We start from the raw sequence: 12,532 nt of genomic DNA, 5'->3' as shown, positions 1-12,532 counted from the left end.
GCTGCTTGTAACACCTCCGTCATCGCTGCTGCCGATGATGCGCGCATCGCTTACTTTCAACCATAGCAATGATGCGACTCTCTTCTTTTGGCGCTGGCCGCCCGCAGGCTGCGCGCCGCTCCCGCCAGGCCCTGGCCGTTTTGGCAGCACTGGCTGCTGCGGCCATGCTCACCGCGTGTGGCGGCGGCTCGGGTGGCGACAAATCGGCCACTGCAACGCTGGCCGTTCTGGAAACCACCGATCTGCACTTCAACATCCGCAGCTACGACTACTTCAAGCTGGCGGACGATCCCTCGTACGGCTTTGAACGCACCGCCACCCTGATCCGCAAGGCACGCAGCGAGTTTGCCAATACCTTGCTGGTGGACAACGGCGACACCATCCAGGGCACGGCGCTGGCCGACTATGAGGCGCAGGTGGCCCCGATTGCCTGCGAGCAGCAGTTGTCCATGTACAAGGCCATGGGTGTGCTGCAGTTCGATGCGGGCACGCTCGGCAACCACGAGTTCAACTACGGTCTGCCATTCCTCAACCAGGTGTTGGGCGGAGGTCTGAAGGTTGACGGGGTGGATGCGAGCAAAAAATGCGCGGGCCCGGGCTTCCCGATGGCGTTGGCCAATGTCATCAGCACCCAGACCAATGCACCGCTGGTGGCGCCGTATGTGGTGCTGAACCGCGAAATCACCGGCGTAGACAGTGACGGGAAGGCCACCAGGCTGCCTATCAAGATCGGCGTGATCGGCTTTACCACGCCCGGCATCATGGGCTGGGACAAGCGCCACCTGGAAGGCAAGGTGCGGGTGACCGGCGCCGTCGAGGCGGCGCAGAAATATGTGCCCGAGCTGCGCAGCAAGGGCGCAGACATCGTGGTGGCGCTGCTGCACGGCGGGCTGGACGCCTCGGAATACCGCGCCGACATGGAAAACCCCGGCCTGTACCTGAGCAAGGTGGCGGGCATCGACGCGATGGTGATGGGCCACCAGCACAGCGTGTTCCCTGATACGGCAGACAAGCCTGCCTTCAGCATGGCGGGTGTGGACAACAAGGCGGGCACCATCAACGGCGTGCCTGCCGTGATGGCCAGCTCCTGGGGCAAGGCGCTGGGTGTGGTGGCGCTGTCGCTGCGCTGGGACGGCAAGGCCTGGAGCGTGGACAAGACCAAGAGCAAGTCGGAGCTGCGCAACACCGCAACTGGTAAGGATGCGGCGGGCAAGGCCACCTATGTGGCAGTCGATGGCAGCATCGCCCCGGTGGTGGAGGGCCAGCACCAGGCTGCCATCCGCTATGTGAAGACGCCGGTGGGCCAGACCGATTTCCGCATGGGCACGCAGTTTGCCGATGTGGGCGATCCGGGGGCGATCCAGATCGTCAACCAGGCGCAGCAGGACTATGTGCAGCGCTATGTGGCAGCCAATCTGCCGCAGTATGCGCAGTTGCCGGTGCTGTCGGTGAGCGCGCCTTTCAAATCGGGCTTCCAGGGTGGTGCGGACTACACCGACGTGGCCGCCGGGCCGTTGGCCATCTCCAGCGCCGCCGATCTGTACCTGTACCCCAACACCGTGTATGCGGTGAAGGTGACGGGCGCGCAGGTCAAGAGCTGGCTGGAAGCGGCGGCCCAGCGCTTCAACCGCATCGATTCGGCAGCTACCGCAGACCAGTGGTTGATCAGCAGCTTTCCGGGTTACAACTTCGACATGTTCACCACGGCCGACGTGCAGTACCAGATCGACGTGACCCAGCCGGTGGGCAGCCGCATCGTGGGCCTGCAGTACAAGGGCCAGCCGATCAACACCGCGCAGGAGTTCGTGATCGCCACCAACAATTACCGCGCCACCAGCGGCAAGGGCTTTCTGCCGGAGCTCGATGGCCGCTCCACCATCTACGCGTCGCCCGATGCGAACCGCGATGTGGTGATTGCCTACGTCAAGGCGCACCCGCAGATCACGCGTGCGGCCAATGGCGCAGCGCAGAGTTGGCGCTTTGCCAAGACGCCGACTGCCGGCAAGGTGCTGTTCACCTCGGCAGCGAATGCCCTGTCGGTGGCGCAGGCGGCTGGCCTGGCCAATATCAGTGTGGACAAGGCAGACGACGGCACGGGCACGCAGCGCGCGGTCTACCGCATCGATCTGGGCCAGTAAGCGGCGCCCCAAAGGAGAGCGGCTGGCGCGCCAGCCGCTCTCTCTTTGATGAAGCTGGGCTTATTTTCCTGTACGCGTCAGGTAGCGCTTGTACGAGAAAAAGCCAATCAGCGTCACCGTGATCAGCGCCATCACGCCCATGGCCCACCAGAAGCCGTCTTCCTTGTGGATCAGTGGAATGAATTCAAAATTCATGCCGAAGATGGCGGCGATCAGGTTCAACGGCAGGAAGATGGCGGTGATGGTGGTGAGCGTGCGCATGATGTCGTTGGCGCGGTTGCTCTGCACGCTGAAATGCATCTGCACAGCGGTTTCGGTGCTTTGCTCCAGCCGGCGCACATGGTGCACCACGCGCTCGATGTGCTCCAGCACGTCGCGGCTGCGAACCTTGAGCGCTTCCAGCTCGCGCTGTGCGCTTGCCGATTCGGGCAGGGGCCAGGTTTCGACGGCATCCACCCAGTCCTGTACGGCAGCGCGCTGGTCCTCGCAGATTTCGTCGAGCTGGTGCAGAGTCAGGCGTGCTTCGAGCAGGGCCTGCCAGTTGGCAATGCGCTTGCGCGGGGCCAGCAGCGCGCTTTGCCACTGGTCCAGGTGTCGCGACAGCTCGCGTCGCAGGTCCAGGTAGTTGTCCACGATGATGTTGACGGTGCGCATCATCAGGTCGGCGGGCGATGTGGGCAGGCGAACCGGCTGCACGCCGCTTGCACCCGCAGCGGGTGCGGCCGCCGGTGCGCGGTAGGCCTTGTCTTCGCGCGCGAGCCGCTCCTGCGTGGCGTTGGAGAGCGGATCGGGCTCGGCAGGCGCGCTGCCGCTCGCGTCGGTCCGCGCAAACTGCAGCAGACGCCGCGCATAGGCATCGCGCACAGTGCAGTCTTCCGGGTGTACCGACAGCAGCACCCGTTCCCAGGCGGCAAAGCCGACCGGTGTGGTGCTGATGTGGGGCGCGTCATCCGTGGGTTTGGCCGCTGCGGTGCGGCGCGCGGCGGCCAGGGCGGCAGAGCCGGTCTTGGAGGGGGTGGATGCCAGGCGGCGGATCACCAGCAGGTCGTACTGCGAGGTGTAGTCATAGTGCGACGGCAGCTGGGGGTTGAGCAGGTCGGACACATGCAGGTCTACCAGCGGCGCGCCCGAGAGCTTTTGCAATGCCAGCTGCAGGCTGCCCAGCTGTTCGCTGAAATAGCTGCGCGCACAGGCCAGCCACAGAAAGCCCTTGTCGGGCAGCTGGTAGGGCACGGCGGCCAGCTCGGTCGCTTCGTTGCCTGCGATGTGGAAGATGCGGATGCTGCTGGGGTTACTCACCATCAATTCCTGGATAGACTTCGCCCGCCAGCATGGCAAAAAAAACAGGCCTGCGCAAGCTGCGCAGGCCCTGTTTGTGCGGAGTGCTATTGTTTTTATGCCTTGAGCAGGCGTGCAGCGTCCAGCGAGAAATAGGTGAGGATGCCGTCGGCGCCCGCGCGCTTGAAGGCCAGCAAGGACTCCATCATCACCTTGTCGTGGTCCAGCCAGCCATTCTGGGCGGCAGCCTTGAGCATGGCGTACTCGCCCGATACCTGGTAGGCAAAGGTCGGCACCTTGAATTCGTCCTTGACGCGGCGCACCACATCCAGGTACGGCATGCCGGGCTTGACCATCACCATGTCGGCGCCTTCGGCCAGGTCCAGCGCCACCTCGCGCAGGGCTTCGTCGGTGTTGCCGGGGTCCATCTGGTAGACGTTCTTGTCGGCCTTGCCCAGAGCGCCGCGCGTGCCCACGGCATCGCGGAAGGGGCCGTAGAAGGCGCTGGCGTACTTGGCGCTGTAGGCCATGATGCGGGTGTAGATGTGGCCTTGGGCCTCGAATGCCTCGCGGATCGCGCCGATGCGGCCATCCATCATGTCGCTGGGCGCGACGATGTCGACACCGGCTTCGGCATGGTTGAGTGCCTGGCCGATCAGGATTTCCACCGTTTCGTCGTTCAGGATGTAGCCGGTCTCGTCCAGCACGCCATCCTGGCCGTGGCTGGTGTAAGGGTCGAGCGCCACGTCGGTCATCACGCCCAGATCGGGGAACTCCTTCTTCAGCGTGCGCACCACGCGCGGGATCAGGCCATCGGGGTTCAGCGCTTCCTTGCCGTCAGGGGTCTTGAGTGCTGCGTCGATCTGCGGGAACAGTGCCAGCACCGGAATGCCCAGCTTCACACATTCCTCGGCCACGGGCAGCAGCAGGTCCAGGCTCAGACGATCTACGCCGGGCATGGATGTGACGGCTTCGCGCTTGCCCTGCCCTTCATGCACGAACACCGGGTAGATGAAATCATGCGGCGTGAGCACATTCTCACGCACCAGGTTGCGGGTGAACGCATCACGGCGCAGGCGGCGCGGACGGTTGTGTGGAAATGGTGTAGGGCTGGACAGATGCATGCGCCGATTGTGCGCCAGATTGCCCGGGGCGGCTGTCGCCCGCTGCCAAAACTGCGTCAGTGGCTGCGGTTTGATTTGCATCAAGATTGCGAGCGCATTTTTCTTCTGCAACGGTGATGGCGCCAGCTACTACACTTGGGGGGATGCTGTGGATCAAAGCCTTTCATATCGTGTTCGTGGCCAGCTGGTTTGCCGGCCTGTTCTATCTGCCGCGCATTTTTGTCAATCTGGCCATGGTTCCGGCCGATTCGCAGGCCGAACGTGAGCGCCTGCTGCTGATGGCGCGCAAGCTGCTGCGCTTCATGACGATGATTGCCGTGCTGGCGCTGGGCTTTGGTCTGTGGCTGTGGCTGGGCTGGTGGCGCGGTGCGGGGGGCTGGCTGCACGCCAAGCTGCTGATCGTGGCGCTCATCATCGGCTACCACCATGCCTGCGCGGTGCTGCTGCGCAAGATTGCCAATGGCACGGACAGGCACTCGCATGTCTGGTACCGCTGGTTCAACGAGGTACCTGTGCTGCTGCTGATTGCCGCCGTCATCCTGGTGGTGGTCAAGCCCTTTTGATTTTTGACATGCGTCATTTCTGAAATGCAAGACCAGCTTGCTGCGCAGCAGCCCGCAGAAAACCACCGAACCATTGCCTGGCCGCTGGTGCTGGTGTATGCGGTGCTGATCGTCTTTGCCAGCCTGTTTCCTTTTGAGGGCTGGCGCACGCAGGGCATTTCGCCTGCGGAGTTTCTGCTGGCGCGGATTCCCCCGCCGTACTGGACCTGGTTTGACGTGCTCGTCAACGTGGCGGGCTATGCGCCGCTGGGCTTTTTGCTCAGCCTGGGGTTCTGGCGCCATGGCTGGCGCAGATCGGGCTGGCTGTGGGCGTTGCTGCTGGGCGGTGCGCTCTCGCTTGCCATGGAGTTTCTGCAGATATTCCTGCCCCAGCGGGTGTCGAGCAACATGGACTGGATGCTCAACAGCATGGGCACGCTGGCGGGGGCATTGCTGGTGCCGCTGTTTGTATGGGTGGGTATTTTGCGGCGCTGGAGCGATGTGCGCGACCGCTGGTTCATGCCCGATTCGCGCGGCGCCATCGTGCTGCTGCTGCTGTGGCCACTGGCGCTGCTCTTTCCGCCGCCGCAGCCCTTTGGTTTGGGTCAGGTGTTCGACCGGCTGGAGAGCTGGCTGGTCGATATTCTGGTGAATACCGCGTTTGAAGAATGGATGCCGAACTTCATGCAGGCCAATGAGCCCTTGTCGCCTATCGGCCAGTTGGTGGTGGTGATGCTGGGGCTGCTGATACCGTGCTGGCTGGCGTTCAGCGTGATGACGCACCTCACGCGTCGCATGGTGATGGTGGGGCTCATTGTGGTGGTGGGGATTGCGGTTTCGGCCCTGTCGTCGGCGCTCAGCTACGGCCCGGCATTCGCCTGGGACTGGCTGGACCATACCGCGCGTCTGGGCATTGCGCTCGCACTGGCGCTGGCGCTGCTGCAGGTCGGCCTGCCGCGGCGCTATTGCGTGCTGCTTCTGTTGATGGGCGTCATGATCGATGTGAACCTGCTCAACCAGGCACCGCCCAGTCCGTACTACGCCACGGCGTTGCAATCGTGGGAGCAGGGCCGGTTCATCCGCTTTTTCGGGCTGGGCCAGTGGCTGGGCTGGCTGTGGCCGTTTGCGGTGATCGTGTACGTATTGCTGCTTTTGGGACGCGTGCCGCGCGATGTGGTGGCGCGCCGCCGAAGACAAAGCGCCGGGCAGTGAAGCGCAACCGCGCTGCCGTCATGGGTGATGGCGGCCTGCCAAGCTGCCACAATAGCGCCATTGCATTTGACGAGAGCGAGCCATGAGTGAGCAGAACCCCGGCAACAAAGGCCAGTATTACCAACACCATGTGTTCTTCTGCCTGAACGACCGTGCCAATGGCGAAGACAGTTGCGCCCACCACGGCGCCCAGGCCATGTTTGACCACTGCAAGGCACGCGTCAAGGCCGAGGGCCTGAACGGCCCTGGCAAGGTGCGCATCAACAAGGCAGGCTGCATGGACCGCTGCGCAGGCGGCCCCATCATGGCCGTGTACCCCGAAGGGGTCTGGTACACCTATATCGACAACGACGATATCGATGAGATCATCGAGTCGCACCTGAAAAACGGCAAGGTGGTCGAGCGCCTCGTGACGCCGCCCGATGTAGGGCGTTGATTCTTTAAATAAATTGCCTTTGATGCTTATTAGGTAAGCGCCGGTAGCTATGGAGTTGATAGCGTCATGAATACGCAGACAGAACGATTCACCATCCACGGCCCGGCCGGAATTCTGGAGGTGGCCCGCGACGCGGCCGCTGCCTCCGACGGCGTCGTGCGCGGCACTGCCGTCATCGGCCATCCGCACCCGTTATTCGCAGGCACCATGGACAACAAGGTGGTGCAGACCCTGGCGCGCGCCTTTGTCGGCAGTGGCTGGAATGCACTGCGCTTCAACTTTCGCGGCGTAGGCCAGTCGGCCGGCACTTACGACGAGGGCCGGGGCGAGCGCGAGGATTTTCTGGCGGTGGTGGAGCAATTGGCACCGCAGGGGGCGCTGGCGCTGGCGGGTTTTTCGTTTGGCTCGTTCGTGATGAGCCACGCGCTGGCGGAACTTTGGCCTCGGCGCCAGATCGAGAAAGTGGTGTTTGTGGGTACGGCCGCGTCGCGTTTCACCGTGGCTGCGGTACCGCCCGAGGCGCACGAGCGCACCCTGGTCATCCACGGAGAGGTGGACGACACCGTTCCGCTGTCTTCAGTGATGGATTGGGCGCGGCCACAGATACTTCCGGTTACGGTTGTGCCAGGGGGTGCTCACTTCTTCCACGGACAATTGCCGCTGCTCAAAGGCTTGGTCATGCGCCACCTGAGCGCCGCTGCGGCTTGACCGTGGTGTAGTATTGCTATTGGTTTTGATGGTCTGCCGCCCGCTGCATGGGCTTTGGCAGGCAAGTTGTAAAGTTGGACGACATGAAATCTTCTTTGATGCCCACCCTGCGCACCTGGGCTGCTGCGGCCTTGCTGGCCCCCACACTGGCCCTGGCCCAGCTGGCGGCACCTGTACCTCCCGAAATCGCCGCACGCAATTACCTGTTGTTCGATGCAACCACCGGCCAGGTACTGGCTGCCAAGGACATTGATGCGCCGGTGGAGCAGGCATCGCTCACGAAGCTGATGACCGGCTATGTGGTGTTTGACGCGCTTCGCGCCAAGAAAATCAGCCTGGAGCAGACCCTGCCGGTGAGTGAGCGGGCCTGGAAGATGCCGGGCTCCCGCATGTTCATCGATCCCAAGATGCAGGTGAAGGTAGATGACCTGCTGCACGGCATGATCGTGCAATCGGGCAATGACGCCACCATGGCGCTGGCCGAAGGCGTGGGCGGTACTGCCGAGAACTTTGTGCGTCTGATGAACGAGCAGGCCAAGGCCCTGGGCATGACGAACACGGCCTACAAGAACCCGGAAGGCCTGACCGAGCCCGGCCATACGACGACCGCCAAGGACCTGAGCATCCTGGCCAATCGCCTGATGAAGGACTTCCCGGAATACATGCACTACTACTCGACCAAGCAGTGGTACTACCCCGGCACCCCCAAATCCAACGGCACCAATCGTAATACTTTGTTGTTCCGCGACCCCACGGTGGACGGCCTGAAGACAGGACACACCAATGCTGCGGGCTACTGCCTGGTATCCACGGCCAAGCGCCAGGTGCCCAATGCGGGCGACCGCCGCCTGATCTCGATCCTGCTGGGCGCTGCCAGCGACAAGGACCGCGCCAATGAAAGCCAGAAGCTCTTGAACTGGGGCTATACCGCGTTCGACACCGTCAAGCTGTTTGATGGCGGCCAGCCGGTGGCAACGCCCAAGGCCTGGAAGGGGGCGCAGGACACCGTCAAGATGGGCAGTGTCACACCAATCATCGTCAACGTGCCTGCTGGTACCGGTGGCAAGCTGGAAACCCAGGTGGTCAGTCAGGAGCCGTTGATCGCACCTTTCACCAAGGGCCAGAAGCTGGGTAGCCTGAAAGTGATGGCTGGCGGCCAGCAAGTGGCGGAAGTGCCGCTGGTGGCGCTGGAGGATGTGGGCGAAGCCGGCATCTTCGGCCGTGCCTGGGATGCGATCCGCCTCTGGATCAAGTAAGCGGCTCTGGGTGCCCAACCGCCCGGAAATCGAAAGAAAAGCGTGCCAAGGCACGCTTTTGCGTTTCTGAGTGCTCCAAAAACAGGAGCTATAAGTATTTGGCTGGTGCGCGTCATTGCGAAAAACCTGCCTTATGCAGCAAGCACACTACGGGTTCCCCCGTAAACATTTGCCGATTTTTGTCTTCGGTGGTACATTAGAGGGCTTTTCGGAATTTCCGAAGGGATTCACGTTTTCGCTTTTCAAAGCAAATTCACGTTTAGGGACGTTTAATTAATGCCAACCATTAACCAACTCGTGCGTCAGGGCCGCACGGTAGAAGTTGTTAAATCCAAGAGCCCTGCTATGGAAAACTGCCCGCAGCGCCGTGGCGTGTGCACCCGTGTGTACACCACGACGCCTAAGAAGCCTAACTCCGCGCTGCGTAAGGTGGCCAAGGTTCGTCTGACCAATGGTTTCGAAGTCATTTCGTACATTGGCGGTGAAGGCCACAACCTGCAAGAGCACAGCGTCGTGCTGGTGCGCGGCGGCCGTGTGAAGGACTTGCCAGGTGTGCGTTACCACATCGTGCGCGGTTCGCTTGACCTGCAAGGCGTCAAGGACCGTAAGCAAGCCCGTTCCAAGTACGGTGCAAAGCGTCCTAAGAAGGCTTAATCGCTTTTTCAAGACATTCCCGGTGTTTGTCAGCCAGGCAGGCTGTGCAAACGTAGTGACCCCAAAGGCAAGTGTTTTGCCCGGGTCGAGTAAGTGGGAGTCCATGTATTGGCTCTCGCGGTGTCTGAAAAGATGCCAACTGAAGCAAAGATAGAGGTGAAGAAATGCCACGTCGTCGCGAAGTCCCCAAACGTGAAATTCTGCCGGATCCAAAGTTCGGCAATGTAGAGCTGTCCAAATTCATGAACGTGATCATGGAAGGCGGCAAGAAGGCAGTTGCAGAGCGCATCATTTACGGCGCTCTGGATCTGATTGAGAAGAAGCACCCAGGCAAGGATCCTCTGGAAGCTTTCGTTGTTGCCATCAACAACGTCAAGCCCATGGTCGAAGTGAAATCCCGCCGTGTTGGCGGTGCCAACTACCAGGTGCCAGTGGAAGTGCGTCCTGTCCGTCGTCTGGCTCTGTCCATGCGCTGGATCAAGGAAGCTGCTCGCAAGCGCGGTGAAAAGTCGATGGCCCAACGCCTCGCCAACGAGCTGCTGGAAGCCACCGAAGGCCGTGGCGGCGCGATGAAGCGCCGTGACGAAGTGCACCGCATGGCCGAAGCGAACAAGGCATTCAGCCACTTCCGCTTCTAATCTGAGCGATCTCTCTCGATCCCCAAAGGCCGCCAGCAACAGATTTTTGCTTGCGGCCTTGCTTGGATTCAGACTGCCCTCATATCGTGGTTGATGTCTGTGCTACTCGCCAGTTTGCATCACCTCCTCCTCACTGATCAACAAAGGATCAATCATGGCTCGCAAGACCCCCATCGAGCGCTACCGCAATATCGGTATTTCTGCGCACATCGACGCAGGTAAAACCACCACGACCGAACGTATCCTGTTTTACACCGGCGTGACCCACAAGCTGGGTGAAGTGCACGACGGCGCTGCTACCACCGACTGGATGGAGCAGGAGCAAGAGCGCGGTATCACCATCACTTCCGCTGCAGTGACCTGCTTCTGGAAGGGCATGGACATGTCTTACCCAGAGCACCGCTTCAACATCATCGACACCCCCGGCCACGTGGACTTCACGATTGAAGTGGAGCGTTCCATGCGCGTGCTGGACGGTGCTTGCATGGTGTACTGCGCTGTGGGTGGCGTGCAGCCACAGTCCGAAACCGTGTGGCGTCAGGCCAATAAGTACAAGGTGCCTCGTCTGGCCTTTGTGAACAAGATGGACCGTACCGGTGCCAACTTCTACAAGGTCTATGACCAGATGAAGCTGCGCCTGAAGGCCAACCCTGTGCCTGTGGTGATCCCAATCGGCGCTGAAGAAAACTTCAAGGGCGTGGTTGATCTGGTCAAGATGAAGGCCATCATCTGGGACGAAGCTTCCCAGGGTATGAAGTTCGAATACCAGGACATTCCTGCCGATCTGGTGGAAACCGCCAACAAGTGGCGTGAAAACCTGGTGGAGTCGGCTGCCGAAGCGTCGGAAGACCTGATGAACAAGTACCTGGAAGAAGGTACCCTGTCGGAAGAAGAAGTGAAGGCCGGTATCCGTGCCCGCACGCTGTCGACCGAAATCCAGCCTATGCTGTGCGGCACCGCGTTCAAGAACAAGGGTGTACAGCGCATGCTCGACGCTGTGATCGACTATCTGCCTTCGCCAGTGGACATCCCTGACGTGGCAGGTACCGATCCTGACGACGAAGAAAAGAAGCTGACCCGTAAGGCTGATGACAGCGAAAAATTCTCGGCTCTGGCGTTCAAGCTGATGACCGACCCATTCGTGGGCCAGTTGACCTTCGTGCGTGTGTACTCGGGCGTGCTCTCCAAGGGCGACACCGTGTTCAACTCGGTCAAGGGCAAGAAAGAGCGTATCGGCCGTATCGTGCAGATGATGGCGAATGACCGCATCGAAGTGGACGAAATCCGCGCCGGTGACATCGCCGCCTGCGTGGGCTTGAAGGACGTGACCACGGGTGAAACCCTGTGCGATGTCGGCGCCCCTATCGTGCTGGAGCGTATGGTGTTCCCAGAGCCTGTGATTGCACAGGCTGTGGAGCCCAAGTCGAAGGCCGACCAGGAAAAGATGGGTATCGCTCTGTCGCGTCTGGCTGCAGAAGATCCATCCTTCCGCGTGCGTTCGGACGAAGAATCCGGTCAGACCATCATCGCCGGTATGGGTGAACTGCACCTGGAAATCATCGTTGACCGCATGAAGCGTGAATTCGGTGTGGAAGCCAACGTGGGCAAGCCCCAGGTTGCCTACCGCGAAACCATCCGCAGCACGGTCAAGGACGTGGACGGCAAGTTCGTTCGTCAGTCTGGCGGTAAGGGTCAGTACGGCCACGTGGTTCTGACTCTGGAGCCTCAAGAAGCCGGCAAGGGCTTTGAATTCGTCGACGAAATCAAGGGCGGTGTGGTTCCTCGCGAATACATCCCTGCGGTGGAAAAGGGCGTGATCGAAGCACTGACCTCCGGTGTTCTGGCTGGCTACCCTGTGGTGGACGTCAAGGTTCGTCTGACCTTCGGTTCGTACCACGATGTGGACTCGAACGAAATGGCGTTCAAGATGGCTGCCATCTTCGGTTTCAAGGAAGGTGCCCGCAAGGCCAATCCCGTCATCCTCGAGCCAATGATGGCCGTGGAAGTGGAAACGCCTGAAGACTACGCCGGTACCGTGATGGGCGACCTGTCGTCCCGCCGCGGTATGGTGCAGGGCATGGAAGACATGGTTGGTGGCGGCAAGGCCATCAAGGCAGAAGTGCCACTGTCCGAAATGTTCGGCTACGCCACCTCGCTGCGTTCGCAAACGCAAGGTCGCGCTACGTACACGATGGAGTTCAAGCACTACGCTGAAGCTCCTCGCAACGTGGCAGAAGCCATTGTTGCAGCACGCGCCAAGGCCTAATGAAAGTAGCGCTTGCGCCTGTTGATCGGGCGCAAGCAGCTATCTTTTTAATAGTTTGTCTACGATCCGGTGCCGCTTTGTTTCCTGTGCGAAGCGACCAAGCAATCGGGTGTAGACGTTAAACCCAACACAGGTTTTGCTCTTTATTTGGAGAATTTCTCATGGCAAAAGGTAAGTTTGAACGTACCAAGCCCCACGTGAACGTGGGCACCATCGGTCACGTTGACCACGGCAAGACCACCCTGACGGCTGCTATCGCTACCGTTCTGTCCAAGAAGTT

12 protein-coding genes are annotated in these 12,532 nt (G+C 60.9%); 10 read left to right on the top strand and 2 right to left on the bottom strand.

The genetic code is table 11. From position 1 onward, the window contains the following. Nucleotides 1-71: 71 nt before the first annotated feature. A complete protein-coding gene (locus ABIE32_RS15095) occupies nucleotides 72-2,138 on the top strand; it encodes a bifunctional 2',3'-cyclic-nucleotide 2'-phosphodiesterase/3'-nucleotidase (RefSeq protein ID WP_429017393.1) in 2,067 nt (688 codons plus the stop codon). 60 nt (nucleotides 2,139-2,198) lie between these two features. Here the strand turns inward: ABIE32_RS15095 and ABIE32_RS15090 are convergent, their stop codons facing one another. Further along, complete coding sequence (locus ABIE32_RS15090; RefSeq protein ID WP_224151087.1) at nucleotides 2,199-3,440, bottom strand: magnesium transporter CorA family protein; 1,242 nt, start codon at nucleotides 3,438-3,440, stop codon at nucleotides 2,199-2,201. Nucleotides 3,441-3,532: 92 nt separating this feature from the next. After that, a complete protein-coding gene (gene hemB, locus ABIE32_RS15085) occupies nucleotides 3,533-4,540 on the bottom strand; it encodes a porphobilinogen synthase (protein WP_429017391.1) in 1,008 nt (335 codons plus the stop codon). 143 nt (nucleotides 4,541-4,683) lie between these two features. Between hemB and ABIE32_RS15080 the strand changes: the two genes are divergently transcribed. The 9 genes from ABIE32_RS15080 to ABIE32_RS15040 form a co-directional block, all read left to right on the top strand. Beyond that, on the top strand, nucleotides 4,684-5,103 hold the full coding sequence (locus ABIE32_RS15080; protein WP_224151089.1) for a CopD family protein: 420 nt from the start codon (nucleotides 4,684-4,686) through the stop codon (nucleotides 5,101-5,103). Between the two features lie 24 nt (nucleotides 5,104-5,127). Continuing rightward, nucleotides 5,128-6,294 (top strand): VanZ family protein, encoded by a 1,167-nt coding sequence (locus ABIE32_RS15075; protein WP_429017389.1) that lies wholly within the window; start codon nucleotides 5,128-5,130, stop codon nucleotides 6,292-6,294. Nucleotides 6,295-6,376: 82 nt separating this feature from the next. Further along, the gene (locus tag ABIE32_RS15070; RefSeq protein ID WP_429017387.1) at nucleotides 6,377-6,730 is read left to right on the top strand and encodes a (2Fe-2S) ferredoxin domain-containing protein; all 354 of its coding nucleotides are present in this window, start codon (nucleotides 6,377-6,379) and stop codon (nucleotides 6,728-6,730) included. 66 nt (nucleotides 6,731-6,796) lie between these two features. Then, complete coding sequence (locus ABIE32_RS15065; protein WP_429017385.1) at nucleotides 6,797-7,438, top strand: alpha/beta hydrolase; 642 nt, start codon at nucleotides 6,797-6,799, stop codon at nucleotides 7,436-7,438. A gap of 83 nt (nucleotides 7,439-7,521) precedes the next feature. Next, nucleotides 7,522-8,694 carry a D-alanyl-D-alanine carboxypeptidase family protein gene (locus ABIE32_RS15060; RefSeq protein WP_429017384.1) on the top strand — a complete coding sequence of 391 codons (1,173 nt, stop codon included), beginning with the start codon at nucleotides 7,522-7,524 and terminating at the stop codon, nucleotides 8,692-8,694. Between the two features lie 276 nt (nucleotides 8,695-8,970). Then, a complete protein-coding gene (rpsL, locus tag ABIE32_RS15055) occupies nucleotides 8,971-9,348 on the top strand; it encodes a 30S ribosomal protein S12 (RefSeq protein WP_013517317.1) in 378 nt (125 codons plus the stop codon). A 164-nt stretch (nucleotides 9,349-9,512) separates the two neighbouring features. Continuing rightward, on the top strand, nucleotides 9,513-9,986 hold the full coding sequence (rpsG, locus tag ABIE32_RS15050; RefSeq protein WP_184704770.1) for a 30S ribosomal protein S7: 474 nt from the start codon (nucleotides 9,513-9,515) through the stop codon (nucleotides 9,984-9,986). A gap of 154 nt (nucleotides 9,987-10,140) precedes the next feature. After that, a complete protein-coding gene (gene fusA / locus ABIE32_RS15045; RefSeq protein WP_224151094.1) occupies nucleotides 10,141-12,252 on the top strand; it encodes an elongation factor G in 2,112 nt (703 codons plus the stop codon). Nucleotides 12,253-12,413: 161 nt separating this feature from the next. Beyond that, nucleotides 12,414-12,532, top strand: a 119-nt coding sequence (locus tag ABIE32_RS15040) for a GTP-binding protein (protein WP_229470601.1), incomplete at its 3' end; no start/stop codon positions are given.

Source organism: Comamonas sp. 4034, from assembly GCF_050434545.1.
GTDB lineage: Bacteria > Pseudomonadota > Gammaproteobacteria > Burkholderiales > Burkholderiaceae_C > Comamonas > Comamonas odontotermitis.
This window is presented reverse-complemented; position numbering and strand designations above follow the sequence as displayed.